Here is a 17,315-nt window from a genome sequence, read left to right on the forward strand (position 1 = left end):
TTGACCATGCAACGAGGGATACAAGGATTGCAATGAACAGCTTCTTCCCGGACCAACCCCACATCTCACGTCGTTCGCTCGGCGTACTGGGCCTGTCAGTCGCGGCGTCGCTGGGTCTTTCCGGCGCGCTCGCCCACGCCGAAACCACGAGCCCGACCCCCACCCCCACCGGGGACCCCTCCCGTCTGGTGCTACCACCCGAGGGTGGGCTACGTCTGGACTCGGCGGAGTTCGCCCGCCTCTACGGCCCAGGCGTGTTCACCATGTCGACCCTGTACAACACCAATGTCGGCGTGTACAACAAGACCGACAGGATCGTGTCCATCCGGTTCCGTTCCGTGATCGCCGGGTTGCTGCAGAAGATCCGCCTGTACTGGCAGGCCGGCTCCGGCTATTCGAGTGGCACGGGCGGGAGGATCCGCATCACGGTGCTGCCCGACGACGGCTCCGACGAGCACCTGCCCGTCCTGAATGGCTCTCCACTGGCCCGCACCCACTTCACCCCGGGCCTGGCCCCGAAGTCATCTCAGTCGCTGCTGGATGAGCTCACCTTCGAGCAGAGCCCACTGCCCCTGGTCGCGGGCGAGCTGTACCACGTGGTGCTGGAGAACATCGATCCGAATCCGGCCGCGAATTTCATCAGCAGCAACAACGTGCTCGTCCCGAGCTCCATTGGCCGCCCCGCCAGGTGGCTCAACAACATCGACTGGGCGACGCTGGTCGGGGATCGTTCCCCGGGCTCCGGCGCGGAACGCACCTGGCTCGACCTCACGACGACAGGCTCGGATCAGAGGCTGATCGCCCCGATCATGCAGCTCACCACCGTTGATGGCGCATCACAGGGGTCCTCCGACATGGAGAGCGGCAGCGTCGACCCCGGACGCACCTACGAGGCCGACGCCGCCAGGCCGATCCGGGAACGTTTCACCCCCTCCTCCGACAAACGTGTCACGGGGTTGTCGGTGGCCACCGTCGCCACCGTCGCGGGGGGCCTGCGGTGGCGCATCCTGGAGGATTCGCAGGAACTGGCCTCCGGGGTGATCCGGGACGAGGTGAGGTACGATCCGTACCCACTCAAATCGATCAAGGTGACCAATTTCGTCTGGTACGACGTGCCCATCCCGCAGGACGTCACGATGCGAGCCGGAGCCACCTACGACCTGGAACTGCGCCCGGAGGGCAGCAGCCGGTGGAAGTTCGGGGCCCACCGCAACGGTGCCGGCCGGGGCTTCACCTGGCCCGCGGCCTTCACCGAGTCGCACGCACAGCACCTGCAGGGTAGCCAGTGGAAGGACACGAACTTCCACGACTACTCAAGTACCGCCCCGGACAACAACTGGCCCGTGGTATTGCACCTGGCGCCGTGAGTAATCGCTGGTTGGCCCAACCACCAGCCAACCTGCAGAAGCCACGCATTCACCCGGCCAGCGATCTGGCCGAGTGAATGGCCGTCCCTTCCAGCGGACCCCAACGGGAAAGTGATGGTTCACACCATGGGCCCGCTCTCACCGGGACGATCATTGGGCTCATCGCAAACGAAGGTTTATGTGGTCCGCACGTCAGGGACCCCTCGGCTGTTTCCCTGGGGCGCAGACCACGCCGATCTCCCTCGCCATTGCCGAGGCCGTGGGACGGGCTTGGCCGTCACCTCAGGTGCTGGCCCTGGGGCCCGGGTTCGGTGAGTTCCACCGTGAAGCCACGCAGCGTGTAGCCGGCCACCAGCTCGTCCCACCCGATCCTCGGCTCCGACAGGATCCTGGGCTCGCGGGGCAGCAGCGCGGTGAGCAACACGTCGGTCTCCAGCAGCGCCAGGGGCTGACCCGGGCACTTGTGCGACCCGTGGCCGAAGCTCAGCCCCGCCGCGTCGACGCCGCGTGGCAACGGCCGTCCCGGGCACAGCCCCAGCGGGAGATCCCCGATCGCTGCCGGGTCGGCGTTGGACTGGCGGATGCACAGGTCGACCAGATGCCCTGGCGGGATCCGCCACTGGGCGTCGTCGTCAGTGACGACGATCTCCTCATGGACCCGGCGGTAGAGGTGACCGACGACGGGTTCCAGCCTGATGATCTCGCTCAGCACCGCGAGGCGCCCGGCCTGATCGGCGGCCAGATAGCGATCGCGAAGGCCGGGATCCTCAAGGAGATGCCAGACCGCCATGGAGATGAACTCGCGGGTGGTGACCATCCCGGCCGTGCCATAGGTGATGCACTCCACCAGGATGTCCCGGTCGCGGTAGCCCTCGGCGATCAGGTGGCTGACCACGTCGGAGCGGGGACGCCGCCGCCGTTCCTTGATCGCCGGACGCACATCCGACCACCAGAACCGCGCGACCGGCACCAGCCCGTTGATGGCCGCCTGGGCCCACTGGCGTTTGGTCCTGCCCAGGTCCGGTTTGGTGATGTCGAAGGGCGGCTGGTCGAAGAACCGTTCCAGCCGGCGGCTCATCCCCTCGACGCTGGACTCGGTGAGACCGACCACCTCGCGGGTGACCTCGACCGCGTAGTGCAGGGCGAGCTCGTCCACGTTCAGCGGCCCCGGAGCGGCCCGGTGCAGGAGCCGGTCCGCGCTGGCTCGCATGATCCCGGTGTAGCGGCTGGCTACCACCTTCGGGGCGAAGAACCGCCCCACCTTCTGGCGTTGGGCGTCGTGGTGGGGGCCATCGGCGAACAGGACGGGCCGGCGCCCGATCACGCCGCGCGGGATGTGCTCCGCGGTGAACCCCGCCTGGGTCGTCGACGCCCTCGCCTTCAGGACTTGCCGAGCGGTCTTGAAAGCCCGGATCCGCCACACGCCCCCGGAATACTCGACCCTGGGCTCGGCAGACTCGCCCGGGGGCCACGCCCGCCGCCGGTTGGATGGGTCGGCCATAGAAGCTCCTTCCCGCCAGTGGTGCTCCTAGAATAGGCGGGAGAACTAAGGACCGAGTCGCCCCACGCCACGCGTCCCGCAGCACGGAGGGAGCCTCATGGACCAGATGCAGTACCTGACGCTAATGGCCGCGTGTCTCGTCATCACGCTGCCGCTGGAACTCCTGCTCGGGGCCAGGGTGTATCGGCGTCCGGGCCGGGTCGCGGCGGCGATGCTGCCGATGCTCCTCATCTTCGTCACGTGGGACGTGGTCGGCATCGTGCGTGACCACTGGACCTACAACCAGCGCTTCGTGACTGGGCTCAGCCTCGGCGTGCTGCCACTGGAAGAACTGGTGTTCTTCCTGGTAATCCCGCTGTGCGGCTTGCTGACCTACGAGGCGGTCGGCCGGATGTTCAACCTTGCCCGGGGCCGCGGTCCGATCCGGTTCCGCTGGCCCGACGGGCTGGTCCGCGACCGGGGTGAGGACGCTGGCCATGGGTGAGTACACCGCCCTCACGCTCATCGCGGTCGCGGCCGTCGTCATGCTGGAGGTGTCCTGGGCACGCACCGGCATCTTCTCGTCGCTGCACTATTGGCTGGCGATGGCGATCGTCTTCGGTTTCCAGGTGCTGGTGGACGGATGGCTCACCAAGCTGTCGGACCCCGTCGTGATCTACCACCCGCAACAGTTCGCAGGGATCAGGTTCCCCTGGGACATCCCGGTAGAGGACTTCGGCTTCGGGTTCGCGATGGTAACGCTCACCATCATTGCTTGGATCCGCCTGAGAGACCGCGGGGAACCCGGCCGGGAGGAGCCCGGATGAGCCGCGCGGCGGGTGCTACCCGAGCAGCCTTCGACCGGGGCGCGGGCCGCTACGACCTCATGGTGCGACTCAACCCCGGATACCACCGGCACCTCCGGTTCGCCGCCGCCGAACTGGTCCGGCGCTCAGGTGGCGGTGCGGTGCGCGCCATCGACATGGCCTGCGGGACGGGGGCCTCGACGCGCGCCCTGGTGGCGGCGGCACCCACCGGATCGGCGGTGCTCGGGCTCGATGCGTCGGCGGGGATGCTCGCCCGGGCACGGGTCAAGGACTGGCCCCCCGGCGTCCGGTTCGGCCAGGCGTGCTGCGGGCGGCTCGACCTGGCGCCGCTTCGCCCTGGCACCTGGGATGGGATCCTGGCTTGCTACCTGTTCCGCAACGTGCCCGCCGAGGAACGAGACCGCGCACTCTCCGAGGCCTTCCAACTGCTGCGTCCGGGTGGATGGCTGATCGCGCAAGACTACTCCGTCGCGGGAGACCCGGTCGCCAGCCGGGTCTGGGACGCCACCAGCTGGGGCATCATCATCCCGCTCGGCGTCGTCTTGGACCGCAACCCGGCCCTGTACCGCTATCTGTGGCGCAGCGTCCGTGAGTTCGACTCGACCCGGCGTTTCGCAGGCCGGCTCGCCGCGGCCGGTTTCAGTGACATCGCCACCCGGACGGTTCCGGGCTGGCAACGCGGCATCCTGCACACCTTTGTTGCCCGAAGACCGGAGGAATCATGATCCAGAAGCGGAACCTCTCCGCCCTCAGCCGCTCGGTGTTCCGGCGCCCGGACAGGCGACAGCCCGGTCAGCCGGGCCGGGACCGGCGGGCGGTGCGCCACCCGGGACCGGCGGGACGCTACCGGCTGACCGAGCCCCGCCAGGTGGTGGTCGTCGGTGGGGGCATCGCCGGGCTGGCGGCCGCAACGGTGCTCGCGGAACGGGGCGCGAAGGTGACGCTGCTGGAATCCGCCGACCGGCTCGGCGGCCGGGTCGCGGCGTGGCCTCTCGGCGATGGCCGGACGATGAGCCGGGGCTTCCACGCCTTCTTCCGCCAGTACTACAACCTGCGGGGGCTGCTGCGCCGCACCGACCCGGCCCTGCGGCGGCTGATCGACATCGGGGACTACCCCCTGCAACGCCCCGGTGGGTTGCGTGACTCGTTCGCCTCGCTGCCGACCACACCGCCGTGGAGCATCCTGGAGTTCGTCCGGCAGAGCCCGACCTTCACCCTGAAGTCCCTGGCCGGTGTCGATGTCAGGTCGGCGCTGGAGTTGTTGCGCGTCCGCTTCCCGCAGACCTTCAGCGACTATGACGGGGAGTCCGCCGCGGACTTCCTCGACCGGTTGCGCTTTCCCCGGGCCGCCCGAGACCTCGCGCTGGAAGTATTCGCCAGGTCGTTCTTCGCCGACCCACGGGAGTTCTCCGCGGGGGAACTGGTGTCGATGTTCCACACCTACTTCCTCGGCTCGGCCGAGGGGCTCGTCTTCGACGTACCAGACGACGACTACGACACGGTGCTGTGGCGGCCTCTGGCCACGTTCCTGAACGATCTCGGGACCGAGATCCGCACCTCCAGCAGGGCGATGATCATCAGCTTCGGCGTTGGCGGGGTGCGCGTCACGATCGACGGGGGAGCTGAGCTGGGGGCGGACGCCGTGGTGTTGGCGACCGACCCACGGGTCGCCCGGGAACTCATCGCCGGGGTGTCGCTGGCCGGTGTTCCCGAGGACCTCTCCTGGCGGGGGCGTGTCGCCGCTACCGTGAACGCCCCACCGTTCATCGTGGTGCGCCTGTGGCTGGACGGGCTCGTGGCTGCCGATCGTCCGGCTTTCCTGGCCACCTCGGGGTACGGCCCGCTGGACAACGTGTCGGTGCTGGAGCGGTTCGAGTCCGGCGCGGCCGCCTGGAGTGCCCAAAACGGCGGCTCGGTCGTGGAACTGCACGCCTACGCCTGCGACCCTGCGGTCACCGGCGACCAGGCGGCCGCCGACGCGGTCGTCGGCGACCTGGAGAGGCAGCTGCGGGCCGTGTTCCCCGAGGTGACGGGCTTGGGCGTCCGCGAACGCGAGGTGCTGGTGCGCGACGACTGCACCCTCATCGGTCCCGGCCGGTGGGCGGACCGTCCCGGCGTGGTCACCCCATGGCCGCAGCTGGTGCTCGCCGGTGACTGGGTGCGCTGCGACTACCCGGTCGCGCTGATGGAGCGGGCCGCGACCACGGGTTTCCTCGCTGCCAACAAGCTCCTGGAGGGTTGGGGCGTCGCGGGCCAAGACCTCTGGACCGCCCCGATGCGCGGCCTGCTGGCTGGCAGGTGATGCGTGGCTCCGGCGTCACGACGAGAAGTCCACCCATGGCACTCCGAGGGTGAGGCAGCGCAGCGTGACACCGAGTTTCTCCATGTCGGAGACCCGGACGCGGCCAGCGAACACGTCGTAGTCCGCAGCCTCGATGAGGCGCAGGATGCGGCTGTACAGCACCAGGGCGGCGCCGACGCAGCGGCGCGACCGCGGGGGAAGCATGGGCAGGCCGCGCTGGGCCTCGGCGTACAGGCCGCGGTTGCGGCCGATCTGCTCTGCCATCATCGCCCGCCACGCGGGCGTGACGCGCCGCAGCCACGGGTCGGCGCCGTGACGCTCCAGGTCGTCCTGGGGCAGGTAGACCCGGCCCCGGTCGAGATCCTCACCGACATCACGAAGGAAATTGGTCAGCTGGAAGGCCAGTCCGAGCGCCCGGGCCGGGCCCTTCGCCTCCGGCGTCAACGGTTCCAGCACAGGCAGCATCATCTCCCCGATGACGGCGGCTGAGCCCTCCATATAGCCGTCCCGCAGCTCCTCCCAGTTCGCCCACGTGTCGCGGACCAGGTCGGATTCCATCGCGGAGAAAAACCGCTCGAAACACTCTGGGTCGGTGCCGCGGCGATGGATGCTGTCGACGATCGCGGCCATCACGGGCTCATCGGCACCGCCATCGGCCAGCGCCGTGAAGAACTGCCGTTTGAACGCGGCCAGCCGATGGGCCGGGCTGCCATCCCGGGGCACCGCCATGTCGACGCGTTCGGGTTCATCGACGATGTCGTCGGCCAAGCGGCACAGCGCGTACACCGTGTGGACGTCCCGGCGCTGCGCGCGCGGCAGCAGCAGCGTCCCCCAGTAGTACGTGGTGCCGTGCTTGCGGGTCAGTTCCGCACAGCGGTGGTAGCCGGCCGCGAGGTCCGGGGTCATCGCCGCATCCGATCCACCCGATCCGCGGCGAGTTTGCCCGAGATCAGCACCATCGGGATGCCGACGCCCGGCGTCGTCCCGGACCCGGCGAAGACCACCCCGGGGACGCGGGGATCGATGTTGCGGGGCCGGAACGGCCCGGTCTGGGCGAAGGTGTGGGCCAGGGAGAACGGTGTCCCCGCGGCCATGCCCTGCGCGAACCAGTCCGCGGGGGTGACCAGCTTCTCGGTGACGATGTCGGTGGGGTAACCGGACCGGTCGAGGAAGCCCAGCATCCGCTCCCGCAACCGGGGCCCCTCTATCAGCCAGTCGATCGGCCCGACCTGGAGGTTGGGCACCGGTTCCAGCACGTACAGCGTGTGATGGCCCGCGGGGGCGGCGGCCGGGTCGTCCAGGGAGGGCACCGCGACGTAGCGTGAAGGGTCCGCCATCGCGCGCCCACGCACGAGCAGGTCGTCGAAGGCCTCGTCCCACTGGTGCCCGAAATGGATGTTGTGGTGCCCGGCTCCCCGGGGCAGTTCCCCGCGGACGCCGAGATGCCACACCAGCGCGCTCGGGGAGTAGCGGCCGCGCCGCACCACCCGCGGGGCCCGGAGCCCTGGCAGCAGCGTGGCATAGGCCACCGGCAGATCGCTGGTCACGACGACCGCGTCGGCCGCCACCTGGTCGCCACCGGCGAGCTCCACGCCCGTCACCCGGCCCGACCCGTCACGGCCGATCCGGCTGACCGTCGCGTCGTAGTAGAACTCGGCCCCGGCGTCGCTGGCCGCGCGGGCCATGGCGGCTGGGACCGCGTGCATGCCGCCGGTGGGGAACCACACGCCCTCCACCGAATCCATGTAGGTGATGACCGCGTACAGCGCCAGCGCCCGCACCGGCGACAGCCCGGCGTACATCGCCTGGAAGCTGAACAGGCGCCGCAGCCGGTCGTCGGCGAACCGGCGGTCGATCTCGCGGCCCAGCCTCCCGAAGCCGCGAAGACGAAGCAGGTCGATCGCGGCGCGGGGCGAGCGCAGCAGGTCCAGGGGAGAGTCGAAATTGGTGTCGATGAAGTGCGGCAGCTCGACATCGTGGAGGCGTTTGAGCCAGGCGACGAAGTCATCGAAGGCGGCGGCCTCGGCCGGACCGCATTCGGCGAGTATCTCCGCCCGCATTCCCAGGTGCCCTGGGCGGACCCGGAGCGTGCTGCCGTCGGCGAAGAACCCGTGGTAGGCCGGGTCGAGCCTGGTCAGCTCGACATAGTCGGCGCTGCTCCGCCCCACCGCGGCGAAGGCCTGCTCCAGCAGCGAGACCATCGTGAACACGACGGGGCCGGTGTCGAACCGGAAACCGTCTTGTTCCAGCGTCCCGTAGCGTCCCCCGGGGATCGGCCCGCGCTCCACCACCGTCACCCTGTGACCGCGTCCGGTCAGGTGAAGAGCGGCTGCCAGGCCGGACAGCCCCGCCCCGATCACCGCGACCCTCACTGGTGCCTCCAGGCCGCGGCGTGAGCCATCCGCTTCAGCCCGGTCACCCCGGCGGCCGCCAGGGGGCCGGACTCCAGGTGGGCGTATGCGGTGTCCAGATGCTGGGCGATCATGGCTTCGATCTCGTCCCGGATGCCAGCTGTCACCAGGGCGTCCTGGAGGAAGACGACATCGCCGGGGCGCATGGCCGGAGTGCCGAGCCGGTCGAGACGGGCGGTGGCCGCGCCGTCGAGGCGTTGCTGGGCGAGCGCGAGGATGACGGTCGCTTTCCCCTCGGCGAGGTCGTCGCCGGACGGTTTCCCCGTCTGCGCAGGGTCGCCCCAGACCCCCAGGATGTCGTCGCGGTAGGCGAAGGCCTGTCCGATCTCGTCGCCCGCGCGCTCAAGGACCTCCAGGATCTCGGGCGAAGCGGCCGCGGCCAGGGCCCCCAGCTGTAGGGGGCGGGTGACGGTGTAGCGTCCCGACTTGAGCCGCGCGACCTCGCGGGCGTGGGCCAGGTCCCGGCGGGACGCCGCGGCACCGGTGAGATCGGCCCGCTGGCCGGCGATCAGCTCCAGGCACAGGCCGTACCACGCCGATCTCATCGGTTCGGGCAGCCGGTCCGCGGTCGCGTCGGCGACCATGTGGGCCAGGTCCCCGACGAGGATCGCGAGGTTCCGGGCGAAGACCTCGGGATCGCCTACCGCCCCGGCCCGCTGGTGCCAGTCCTTCGCCTCCACGTGGGCAGAGGGACGGCCTCGGCGGGAGGCGGAGCCGTCCATGACGTCGTCGTGGATCAGCGCGAAGAGGTGCAGCAACTCCAGCGCGGACGCCGCCCGCACCATGGTGCGGTAGCCGGGGCCGCCGCCGACCCCACCCGCCGCCACGAAACCCCAGTAGGTCATCGAGACCCGGAACCTTTTGCCGTCCCGCAACTGGCTGGACACCCAAGCGGGCAAGTCGACCGGCATCACCTCCAGTCCAAGGCCGCGAGCCGACTCCTGCCACGCGTCCGTCAGCCGGTCGAGCTCGTCGCCGATGAACTCCTCCACATCGGCGAGGCACCGGCTCACGTCCGGGGGCGGGGGCTGGCTCGCCGGGAACGGAGTGGGCAGCGCGGCCCCCAGCTGGGACACCTGCTGCACGGCCCACGGGCTGTAGACCTGTGGGGTCGCACTCACCGCCGCGACCAGGTCGTCCCAGCTCACCCAGGCGACCTCCATCACCTCGCTGGGGTTGGGGTGGACCTCGGATTCCAACACCCCGGCCGACACCGGGCAGATCTCGTTCTCCACGACCCCAGAGGCGTCCACCGCCCGGTAGCGGAACCCGGGCAGGACGCGTGTCAACGGCCCCACCTCGGCCCCCAGTTCTTCGCGGATGCGTCGGCGCATCGCGTCGTCCAAGGATTCCCCCGGCCTGGGGTGACCACAGCAGGAGTTCGTCCAGACGCCCGGCCACGTGCCCTTGCCCAGGGCGCGGCGGGTGATCAGCACCTGCCCGTGCCGGTTGAACAGATAGGTCGAGAAGGCCAGGTGCAGGGGTGTCTCGGCGGTGTGGACCGCCAGCCGCGGCGCCCGCCCGATCGGATTGGCTGACGCGTCCACGAGCACCACCTGGTCGTCGGTGGGGGTGTGGGTGGAGGAATCGTGGCCGGTCGTGGGGGTGGAGTTCATGAGTGATCCCATTCGGGTCGGGAGCATGATCGTGGCGGGTGTAATCGGTGACCCTGTGCGGCCCGTCTCGCGTGGCGGGGCTGGTGGCTGCTGTGCATTTAGCAACCGGGGCGATGGTTCAGGACGGACGAAGCGATCGGGGTAAAGCGGCGCGCGAGGTGCATAGGTCCGTCCCCTCCGAGGCGCTTCGTCACGCCCCTGATCTGTCGGATCAAGGCTACCCGGTCGGGCAAGGCCACTTAGATGCTGGCGAAAAACCGCCGCGCTGATCCTGTTTGGGGACGAGGACGCCCGCAGGACAGACGTCTGCGGCCACGAAAGGGATGGGTTGGGGCCTTGTGGTCCGCGGGTCACAGGGCCTGCTGAAAGGTGTGACCGTTGTCGAGGCCGGTGATGGTGAGGGACACCACCCCGTCGCCGTCGATGGTATAGGTCTCCTCGGTCAGTGGGCCATCGGGCCGCCGGACGATCTCCATGGCGTTCAGATCGCGGCCGCGGAGCGCCGGGTCGAAGGCGAACAGCACGTCGGAGAAGGGGCGAGGGTGCCGGTGGGTTAACCGTCCGGGCCTAGGTCGCTGTATTCCACGAACCGGAACCAGCTGATGTTGTGCGCCGCCCGGTAACTAGGAGTCATGAACACTGGGACCCCTGGCGTCACCAGCTGGGTGCGGGAGAAAATCAGCTCCTCGCCCGCGCTCCGTCCCGGAACACCCCGAACCCGCGCGACAGCTTGTCGGTCAGCGCGAACCCGGCGCTGGCGGCCGCCAGCCCGGAAAGGACCCGGTCGAATATCGTCTCCGCCGAGGTCATGGATGAGAACGTGGGTGCGTTTCGAGGTGACGGTGCAGGCCTGGCGGTGGGTGTACTCGAAACCTGCGGCCGAGGTTTCGTTGAGTATCCGGCGATGTCGAACCCGGCCACCTGGAATGTCTCAAAGGACAAGAGCCGCTGGGCCGAGCGGGCATGGGCGGGTACCTCGACCACCAAGGTGAGTGGCTCGCCGGAATCCTACTTGAGGTTGGAGTCCGAAACCAGCAGCGCAGGAGGCGGCATCAATGCATAGGCGGGCGCCGTGGGCCAATCGGCTGCGATTGGCGCGGGCATCCATCGTGATACGCGATGCCTGCGATCAATGCCCCGGTTCCTCCCGGACGCCGGCCCGATCCCCGCGCGCTGGCCCTTCCGTCGTCCGCCTGCCCAACCGTCAAACGCCAGCGCTACAGCGCAGGCAGTCGTCCGGAAGACCAGCGAATCAGGGCTGGCCGGACCGGATGGCGCCTCGATCCAGCGTTCACCGGACGTTAACCCGGGTGTAGGTGTGCCGTCATCTTTCATGTCTAGCTTCGTCGAACGTGAGGTTTCGTGACCTGAAGTTGCGCCTGACCGCGACGCTGGGTTGCAGCGCCCTGCTGCTGACCGGCTGCTGGAGCGGGGGCGTCGCCGTTCACCCCGTCGCCACGGGGGAAGCAGGTTCCCACCGGCCCGACTGCCCGGGCGGGACGCTCCGGGGGGAGGGGGCCAGTTCGCAGCGAACCGCGATGGAAAAACTGATCCAGGACTACACCGCGGCCTGCCCCGGAACCGTCATCGACTACACCACATCCGGTTCCGGCGCCGGGGTGAAGGCGTTCTTCGGCGGCGCCGTCGACCTGGCCGGTTCCGACTCCCCGCTCAGCCGCAAGGAACGCGACGGGGTGATCGAGACCGACAGGGCGGAGAAACATTGCCAGGGAAACACCGCCTTGAACCTTCCCCTGGTGTTCGGCCCCGTCGCCGTCGCCCACAACGTCGACGGCGTCACGGATCTGAACCTGACCGCCGAGCTGATCGCACGGATCTTCACCGGCGACATCACCCGCTGGGACGACCCCGCGATAGCGGCGGCCAATCCCGGGGTTTCCCTTCCCGACGCCGGGATCGCGGTGTTCTACCGGGCCGACGAATCCGGCACCACCGAGAACTTCACCAAGTACTTGGCCAAGACCGCCGGTGACACCTGGGATCACGACGCGTCGAAGAAGTGGCCCGCGAACCGGGGCGAGGGCAAGGAGAAAACCGCGGGTGTCGCGGACGCCATCACCGGCACCCACAACTCCATCACCTACCTGGAGTGGGGCGCTGCGCTGGAACGCGACCTGAAGGTCGCCCGCATCGACGGGGTGGAGTTGTCGGGGGAAACGGCCAGCCGGGCCGTCGCCACGGCCGAGGCGGAGACCGGCGACGACGGCATCCGCCTGGACATCGACTACACCCCGGGTGACGACGCCTACCCACTGGTCATGGCCACCTACGAGGTCGTCTGCTCCGCTGGAGGTTCCAACCCGGAACTGCTGCGCGACTTCCTGGGGTTGTTCGCATCCGAGACCGCACAGGCCTCTCTTGAGGAGCTCGGCTACGCGCCCCTGCCCGACGAGTTGCGGAAGAAGGTGAACCGGAGCGTCTCCGGGATCCGATGAGCAACGCCAAACACACCCCGCCCAAAAACGGGAAGCCCGGCCTCTCCACCACCCCCGACGCCCTGACCAACCGGGGCCGCAGGACCGTTCACCTCGGCGATCTGCTGTTCGGCGGCTCCGCGCGGGCCTCCGGCCTGATCATCGTCGTGGTGGTGCTCATCATCGGGGCGTTCCTGCTCGGCAACGCCTGGCAGCCGTTGCTGGACAACACCGCGAACTTCTTCACCTCCACGACCTTCGACTCCTCCTCCCGGCCCCCGCACTTCGGCGTCGCGGCGCTGTTGTGGACCACGGTGCTGTCCTCGCTGATCGCGCTGCTGATCGCGGTGCCGGTGGCGGTCGGGATCGCGCTGCTGTTGACCCAGTACGTGGGGGGTCGCTTCTCCCGGTGGATCGGGTTCGTCATCGACCTGCTGGCTGCGGTTCCGTCGGTGATCTTCGGCCTGTGGGGCATCAAGGTGCTCGGCCCGGCCCTGCAACCCGTCGCACACTGGATGCAGGCCCATCTGGGCTGGTTCCCGTTGTTCGGCACCACGCAGGTGACCTCCCCCGGCACGGTGTTCACGGCGTCGTTGGTGCTGGCGTTGATGATCCTGCCGATCATCACGGCCGTCACCCGCGACGTGTTCGCGCAAACCCCCCGGGATCAGATCGAGGCGGCCCTGGCGCTCGGCGCCACCCGCTGGGAGATGATCCGCATGACGGTGCTGCCCCACGGGCGTTCCGGCGCCACCGCGGCCGCCATGCTGGGGCTGGGCCGGGCGCTGGGTGAGACGATCGCGGTGATGCTGATCCTGTCGGCCAGCTCCTTCAACGTCTCGGTCTTCAGCGGCGGCGAGACCTTCGCCTCCATCATCGCCCGCAACGCCGCCGAGTTCGACACCACCTACAAGGCCGGGATCTACATCTCCGCCGGTCTGGTCCTGTTCGTCCTGACGTTCGCGGTCAACGCCCTGGCGCGCGTCGTCGCCGAACGCGGAAAGGCGAAATCCTGATGTCCGCTCCCCTGTCCCCCGGCTCCCTGAACCTGCAACGCCCCACCGGATGGCGGGCCGTGAAGAACAACTTGGCGACGGGTTTCGTGTGGTTCTCCGTGGCCGCCGCCACGATCCCCCTGCTGTGGATCCTGATCTCGGTGGCGGTCAAGGGTGCGCCGCTGCTGTACAGCGTCGGCGCCGACTACCACGTGATCTGCATGGACCGCTCCGAGAAGGTGCGGCTCGCCGCCGACGCGTGCGGGGGCGACGTGAACACCAAACCCTCAGACGAGGCCGTCGAGTGGCGTTACGTGCCGGGTGGGCGTTACGTCGCGGTCGGTGAGAAGGTGAACACCTACCGCACCCGGACCACCGCTCCCGTCTCCCCCGACCCCGGACGGCCCTACGACATCGTCATGATCACCGACACCGGGTCGGGGGACGCCCGCGCACCGTCGTTGCAGTGGTGGACGACACCGCTCGGGTCGGCGCAGGCCACCGACGCCAAGGGCGGGGCCATCCAGGCCATCTACGGCACCCTGATGCTCGGGCTGCTGACGGCGGTGATCGCGGTGCCGCTCGGGATGCTGGGCGCGATCTTCCTCGTCGAGTACGGGCGGGGCACGAAGGCGGCCCGGGTGGTGTCGTTCATGGTCGACGTGCTCACGGGTGTGCCGTCGATCGTCGCGGCCCTGTTCATCTACGCCCTGCTGATCACCACCCTCGGGCAGCGACCCTCGCCCTTCGCGACGGTGCTGGCGCTGGCGCTGCTGATGCTTCCGATGGTGCTCAGATCCACCGAGGAAATGCTGAAGCTGGTCCCCGACTCGCTGCGGGAGGCCTCCTACGCGCTGGGGGTGCCGAAGTGGAAGACGATCCTGCGGATCGTGGTGCCGACCTCCTACAGCGGCATCCTGACCGGGGTGGTGCTGGGCATCGCCCGGGTGATGGGCGAGACGGCGCCGCTGCTGATCCTGATCGGATACACCCAGAACCTGTTCCTCGACCCGTTCGGGAACTCGATGGGGGCCCTGCCCACCATGATCAACTCGGGCATCTCCGTGCCGGATGGACAGCCGGGCGCCGACCGGGTGTGGGCGGCCGCCCTGACCCTGGTGCTGATCGTGATGGTGCTGAACCTGATCGCCCGGCGCATGGCCAGCCGCAACAGGCTCAAGTGACCGCAACGCGACCCGAAGGGATACTGGATCCATGTCGAAGCGCATCGAGGTGAAGGACCTCAACATCTACTACGGCAAGTTCCACGCCGTCTCGAACGTGAACCTGGTGGTGGAACCGCGCAGCGTAACGGCCTTCATCGGACCGTCGGGATGCGGCAAGTCGACGGTGTTGCGCACCCTCAACCGGATGCACGAGGTCATTCCCGGGGCCCACTGCACCGGTGAGGTGCTGCTGGACGGCACCGACCTGTACGGGCCCGGTGTCGACCCGGTGGCGGTGCGACGGGTGGTCGGGATGGTGTTCCAGCGACCCAACCCGTTCCCGTCGATGTCGATCTACGAGAACGTCGCCTCCGGGCTGCGACTCAACGGGGAGAAGAACCGCGCGGTGCTGGACGAGGCCGTCGAGAAGGCGTTGCGGGGAGCGAACCTGTGGAAGGAGGTCAAGGACCGCCTCGGCAAGGCGGGGGTGGGGCTCTCCGGTGGGCAGCAGCAGCGGCTGTGCATCGCCCGGGCCATCGCGGTGCATCCCGATGTGCTGCTTATGGACGAACCCTGCTCGGCCCTCGACCCGATCTCCACCCTCGCGGTGGAGGACCTCATCCACGAACTCAAGGAGCACTACACCGTCGTCATCGTCACCCACAACATGCAGCAGGCGGCGCGGGTCTCCGACGAGACGGCCTTCTTCAACCTGAAGGCCCAGGGCGAACCGGGCCATCTGGTGGAGATCGGCCCGACGGAACGCATCTTCCACAACCCGGAGAAGAAGGCCACGGAAGACTACATCACCGGTCGCTTCGGGTAAGAAATTCAACGAGGCCCATCTCACGAGCGGCCTGTCAGCCAACAATCCCCTCGGCCAGAGCGCAGCCGTAGGTGACCACGAACAGGACTCCACGAATCAGCTGGGCCGGGAGGTCGCCCCAAACCTCTCCGACAAGGAATCATGCAAAGAAATTCGATTTGTGGCGAACAACGACTTGGCGTTGAACCCAAGCATTCGAACTTGTCGCGAACGCTTTCCCCGGAAAAATGTGTGAGGCACGACCCCTGCCAGCGCGGGGACCATGTGCGAGTCTCGTCGCGGAGTTGTGAAACACACCCCAAGGAGTTACAATGCCTCACCGGGCAAGGCAACCTCTGACATCCACACTGGACACCGGAGTCTCACGGACGAGCTCCCCAGGGTCTGCGGTCGGACCGGAGGAATGCTTCTCGGTTGCTCCAAGGCATAGGAGGCTCAGAAACATGATCGCAAAACAATCCCTCCGGTTGATTCTGGCTCTGGTGGCCATTCTGAGTTTGGGAACCATGTCAGCCACCCCGGTTTTCGCCGATGAAGGTCAAGACGCTGAGGAGGCAACAGAACCGATCGGAAGGGATCTCTCACACGAGACGGGGGTGGAAGAGTACTGGACCCGAGAACGCTTGGAATCCGCCGCGCCGCTGGACATGCCAACCATGGACCCGGCCGAGGCCAAACGAGAATCCACCGCGCCTGCCGAGGAAGAAAACCAAGAGACCATCATTTCGGAACCTGTTGCCCCGGAAGGCTCCGGTGAGGGTACACTCTCGGCAACGGTGCCGAGCACCATCGGTCGGCTGTTCTTCACCACCCCGGAAGGCAACGGCAACTGTACGGCCTCGGCAACGAACGGCAAAGGAGGCGTGAAGGTCATCACCGCAGGTCATTGCGTACACGCCGGGAACGACAGAACTTGGTACAGGAACATTATTTTTATCCCCTCGTATTACAAGGGTTCGGCGCCACACGGAGCCTGGAGGGCAATACACTCGGTCACCTTCGTCGGCTGGGCCAAGAGTGGCGACTACCGCTTAGATCAAGCATTTGTCACCCTTGAACGGAAGAATGGACGCTCCATCGTACAGACCGTGGGCGGGAACGGTCTCATCGGCGGGCACGGTAACAGCTGGCCTAATAACCGCATCTGGGGATATCCAGCGAATCATCCATTCGATGGGGAAATCCCCTACTACTGCGATGGGCCAGCCAATTCGGTACTCTTCAGTTCGGATGCGGTTCAAGCGTGCAAAATGAACGAGGGCTCCTCGGGAGGTCCTTGGCTCAAGGACCGTATCGACGAAAACCTTGGTTACACATGGGCCGTGACCTCGCGATGCGCGGGCCCTCCTTTCAACCCGTACACGAAGTGCGCATGACCAATCTCTATGCGGCTCCGAATCACCCCAATATTTTTGTCCTGCTCAACTACGGACAATAGACTTGGATCCCTCATGGCCAGAATACTGGGCACGGCACTTCTGTTGTTTACGCTGGGCGTCGCCGGCTGTGCACCGCATCCGATGACGCCGGACACCAGATGCCTACCCGACGGCTCGCTGAAGCACGTTGGGAATGACTACCATCCTTGGCGGGACAACAAAGTGGTGAAGTGGGATCGATATGAAGTCTTGTCCAGCAGGTGCCTGCTGGTCCACTTCACGGGTGAAACGGATGTGGCTTTCAAATACCGTTACGCGCTGGAAGAAGATGACTCGCGAATCAGCATCACCGTGTTCCAGGGCCTCCTGCCGGAAGCACCGGAATCATGGAAGGGCCCGGAACAAGAACAAACGCTGATCGTGCTGACGGAAAAACCCATAGGATCCCGAACCATCGTCCCGGGAAACTAACCTTAGCCCAGGTGGCCCAGGCAGTCCTCCGCCCGCGCCG

General features: G+C 67.7%; 18 protein-coding genes and 1 pseudogene. 12 read left to right on the forward strand and 7 right to left on the reverse strand.

The genetic code is table 11. The features are described from left to right. The first annotated feature begins 32 nt into the window (after nucleotides 1-32). Nucleotides 33-1,367, forward strand: coding sequence for a hypothetical protein (locus ACO6D6_RS06450; protein WP_484784225.1), 1,335 nt, complete (start codon nucleotides 33-35; stop codon nucleotides 1,365-1,367). A 277-nt stretch (nucleotides 1,368-1,644) separates the two neighbouring features. On the opposite strand, the gene ACO6D6_RS06455 is transcribed toward ACO6D6_RS06450, so the two are convergent. After that, nucleotides 1,645-2,868, reverse strand: a complete 1,224-nt coding sequence (locus ACO6D6_RS06455; protein WP_484784227.1) for a cytochrome P450 — start codon at nucleotides 2,866-2,868, stop codon at nucleotides 1,645-1,647. Between the two features lie 97 nt (nucleotides 2,869-2,965). On the opposite strand from ACO6D6_RS06455, the gene ACO6D6_RS06460 reads away from it, so the two are divergent. The 4 genes from ACO6D6_RS06460 to ACO6D6_RS06475 are packed head-to-tail and all read left to right on the forward strand — an operon-like array spanning nucleotide 2,966 to nucleotide 5,976. Then, nucleotides 2,966-3,352 carry a lycopene cyclase domain-containing protein gene (locus ACO6D6_RS06460; RefSeq protein ID WP_484784229.1) on the forward strand — a complete coding sequence of 129 codons (387 nt, stop codon included), beginning with the start codon at nucleotides 2,966-2,968 and terminating at the stop codon, nucleotides 3,350-3,352. Further along, the gene (locus ACO6D6_RS06465) at nucleotides 3,345-3,674 is read left to right on the forward strand and encodes a lycopene cyclase domain-containing protein (RefSeq protein WP_484784231.1); all 330 of its coding nucleotides are present in this window, start codon (nucleotides 3,345-3,347) and stop codon (nucleotides 3,672-3,674) included. Before ACO6D6_RS06460 ends, ACO6D6_RS06465 begins: the two co-directional genes overlap by 8 nt. Beyond that, complete coding sequence (locus ACO6D6_RS06470) at nucleotides 3,671-4,399, forward strand: class I SAM-dependent methyltransferase (RefSeq protein WP_484784232.1); 729 nt, start codon at nucleotides 3,671-3,673, stop codon at nucleotides 4,397-4,399. Before ACO6D6_RS06465 ends, ACO6D6_RS06470 begins: the two co-directional genes overlap by 4 nt. Beyond that, nucleotides 4,396-5,976, forward strand: coding sequence for an FAD-dependent oxidoreductase (locus tag ACO6D6_RS06475; protein WP_484784234.1), 1,581 nt, complete (start codon nucleotides 4,396-4,398; stop codon nucleotides 5,974-5,976). The genes ACO6D6_RS06470 and ACO6D6_RS06475 overlap by 4 nt, the downstream gene beginning before the upstream one ends. A 15-nt stretch (nucleotides 5,977-5,991) precedes the next feature. Here ACO6D6_RS06475 and ACO6D6_RS06480 read toward each other — a convergent pair whose 3' ends face one another. The 6 genes and pseudogenes from ACO6D6_RS06480 to ACO6D6_RS06505 form a co-directional block, all read right to left on the reverse strand. Then, the gene (locus tag ACO6D6_RS06480; protein WP_484784236.1) at nucleotides 5,992-6,882 is read right to left on the reverse strand and encodes a phytoene/squalene synthase family protein; all 891 of its coding nucleotides are present in this window, start codon (nucleotides 6,880-6,882) and stop codon (nucleotides 5,992-5,994) included. Continuing rightward, complete coding sequence (crtI, locus tag ACO6D6_RS06485) at nucleotides 6,879-8,348, reverse strand: phytoene desaturase family protein (protein WP_484784238.1); 1,470 nt, start codon at nucleotides 8,346-8,348, stop codon at nucleotides 6,879-6,881. The genes ACO6D6_RS06480 and crtI overlap by 4 nt, the downstream gene beginning before the upstream one ends. Further along, complete coding sequence (locus tag ACO6D6_RS06490; RefSeq protein WP_484784377.1) at nucleotides 8,345-9,298, reverse strand: polyprenyl synthetase family protein; 954 nt, start codon at nucleotides 9,296-9,298, stop codon at nucleotides 8,345-8,347. Before ACO6D6_RS06490 ends, crtI begins: the two co-directional genes overlap by 4 nt. 138 nt (nucleotides 9,299-9,436) lie before the next feature. After that, nucleotides 9,437-10,003 (reverse strand): annotated as a pseudogene (gene idi, locus ACO6D6_RS06495) (isopentenyl-diphosphate Delta-isomerase); the annotation flags it as partial. A gap of 350 nt (nucleotides 10,004-10,353) precedes the next feature. Continuing rightward, entirely contained in the window at nucleotides 10,354-10,527 is a 174-nt protein-coding gene (locus tag ACO6D6_RS06500; protein ID WP_484784239.1) for a hypothetical protein, read from the reverse strand. 154 nt (nucleotides 10,528-10,681) lie between these two features. Next, nucleotides 10,682-10,813: a hypothetical protein gene (locus ACO6D6_RS06505; RefSeq protein ID WP_484784241.1), complete on the reverse strand. Its 132-nt coding sequence runs from the start codon at nucleotides 10,811-10,813 to the stop codon at nucleotides 10,682-10,684. On the opposite strand from ACO6D6_RS06505, the gene ACO6D6_RS06510 reads away from it, so the two are divergent. The 7 genes from ACO6D6_RS06510 to ACO6D6_RS06540 all read left to right on the forward strand — a co-directional run bounded on the left by ACO6D6_RS06510 (nucleotide 10,812) and on the right by ACO6D6_RS06540 (nucleotide 17,275). Further along, the gene (locus ACO6D6_RS06510; RefSeq protein ID WP_484784242.1) at nucleotides 10,812-11,066 is read left to right on the forward strand and encodes a hypothetical protein; all 255 of its coding nucleotides are present in this window, start codon (nucleotides 10,812-10,814) and stop codon (nucleotides 11,064-11,066) included. The two genes, ACO6D6_RS06505 and ACO6D6_RS06510, sit on opposite strands and share 2 nt — an antisense overlap. A gap of 289 nt (nucleotides 11,067-11,355) precedes the next feature. Further along, complete coding sequence (pstS, locus tag ACO6D6_RS06515; protein WP_484784244.1) at nucleotides 11,356-12,459, forward strand: phosphate ABC transporter substrate-binding protein PstS; 1,104 nt, start codon at nucleotides 11,356-11,358, stop codon at nucleotides 12,457-12,459. Beyond that, the gene (pstC, locus tag ACO6D6_RS06520) at nucleotides 12,456-13,454 is read left to right on the forward strand and encodes a phosphate ABC transporter permease subunit PstC (protein ID WP_484784246.1); all 999 of its coding nucleotides are present in this window, start codon (nucleotides 12,456-12,458) and stop codon (nucleotides 13,452-13,454) included. The genes pstS and pstC overlap by 4 nt, the downstream gene beginning before the upstream one ends. Continuing rightward, nucleotides 13,454-14,617 carry a phosphate ABC transporter permease PstA gene (gene pstA, locus ACO6D6_RS06525; RefSeq protein WP_484784248.1) on the forward strand — a complete coding sequence of 388 codons (1,164 nt, stop codon included), beginning with the start codon at nucleotides 13,454-13,456 and terminating at the stop codon, nucleotides 14,615-14,617. The genes pstC and pstA overlap by 1 nt, the downstream gene beginning before the upstream one ends. Before the next feature lie 31 nt (nucleotides 14,618-14,648). Continuing rightward, nucleotides 14,649-15,425, forward strand: a complete 777-nt coding sequence (gene pstB, locus ACO6D6_RS06530) for a phosphate ABC transporter ATP-binding protein PstB (RefSeq protein ID WP_484784250.1) — start codon at nucleotides 14,649-14,651, stop codon at nucleotides 15,423-15,425. 443 nt (nucleotides 15,426-15,868) lie between these two features. Then, a complete protein-coding gene (locus ACO6D6_RS06535) occupies nucleotides 15,869-16,801 on the forward strand; it encodes a trypsin-like serine peptidase (protein ID WP_484784252.1) in 933 nt (310 codons plus the stop codon). A 75-nt stretch (nucleotides 16,802-16,876) separates the two neighbouring features. After that, the gene (locus ACO6D6_RS06540) at nucleotides 16,877-17,275 is read left to right on the forward strand and encodes a hypothetical protein (protein ID WP_484784254.1); all 399 of its coding nucleotides are present in this window, start codon (nucleotides 16,877-16,879) and stop codon (nucleotides 17,273-17,275) included. The last annotated feature ends 40 nt before the right edge of the window (nucleotides 17,276-17,315 follow it).

It is taken from the genome of Arachnia sp., from assembly GCF_057238465.1.

What these genes read in the sequence shown, in the direction of transcription:
- ACO6D6_RS06465 (WP_484784231.1), top strand. Translation starts at nt 3,345, where the DNA reads ATGGGTGAGTACACCGCCCTCACGCTCATCGCGGTCGCGGCCGTCGTC.
- pstA (WP_484784248.1), top strand. Translation starts at nt 13,454, where the DNA reads ATGTCCGCTCCCCTGTCCCCCGGCTCCCTGAACCTGCAACGCCCCACC.
- ACO6D6_RS06475 (WP_484784234.1), top strand. Translation starts at nt 4,396, where the DNA reads ATGATCCAGAAGCGGAACCTCTCCGCCCTCAGCCGCTCGGTGTTCCGG.
- ACO6D6_RS06490 (WP_484784377.1), bottom strand. Translation starts at nt 9,298, where the DNA reads ATGCCGGTCGACTTGCCCGCTTGGGTGTCCAGCCAGTTGCGGGACGGC.
- pstB (WP_484784250.1), top strand. Translation starts at nt 14,649, where the DNA reads ATGTCGAAGCGCATCGAGGTGAAGGACCTCAACATCTACTACGGCAAG.
- ACO6D6_RS06480 (WP_484784236.1), bottom strand. Translation starts at nt 6,882, where the DNA reads ATGACCCCGGACCTCGCGGCCGGCTACCACCGCTGTGCGGAACTGACC.
- ACO6D6_RS06505 (WP_484784241.1), bottom strand. Translation starts at nt 10,813, where the DNA reads ATGACCTCGGCGGAGACGATATTCGACCGGGTCCTTTCCGGGCTGGCG.
- ACO6D6_RS06470 (WP_484784232.1), top strand. Translation starts at nt 3,671, where the DNA reads ATGAGCCGCGCGGCGGGTGCTACCCGAGCAGCCTTCGACCGGGGCGCG.
- pstC (WP_484784246.1), top strand. Translation starts at nt 12,456, where the DNA reads ATGAGCAACGCCAAACACACCCCGCCCAAAAACGGGAAGCCCGGCCTC.
- ACO6D6_RS06455 (WP_484784227.1), bottom strand. Translation starts at nt 2,868, where the DNA reads ATGGCCGACCCATCCAACCGGCGGCGGGCGTGGCCCCCGGGCGAGTCT.
- ACO6D6_RS06460 (WP_484784229.1), top strand. Translation starts at nt 2,966, where the DNA reads ATGGACCAGATGCAGTACCTGACGCTAATGGCCGCGTGTCTCGTCATC.
- ACO6D6_RS06450 (WP_484784225.1), top strand. Translation starts at nt 33, where the DNA reads ATGAACAGCTTCTTCCCGGACCAACCCCACATCTCACGTCGTTCGCTC.
- ACO6D6_RS06510 (WP_484784242.1), top strand. Translation starts at nt 10,812, where the DNA reads ATGGATGAGAACGTGGGTGCGTTTCGAGGTGACGGTGCAGGCCTGGCG.
- ACO6D6_RS06540 (WP_484784254.1), top strand. Translation starts at nt 16,877, where the DNA reads ATGGCCAGAATACTGGGCACGGCACTTCTGTTGTTTACGCTGGGCGTC.
- ACO6D6_RS06535 (WP_484784252.1), top strand. Translation starts at nt 15,869, where the DNA reads ATGATCGCAAAACAATCCCTCCGGTTGATTCTGGCTCTGGTGGCCATT.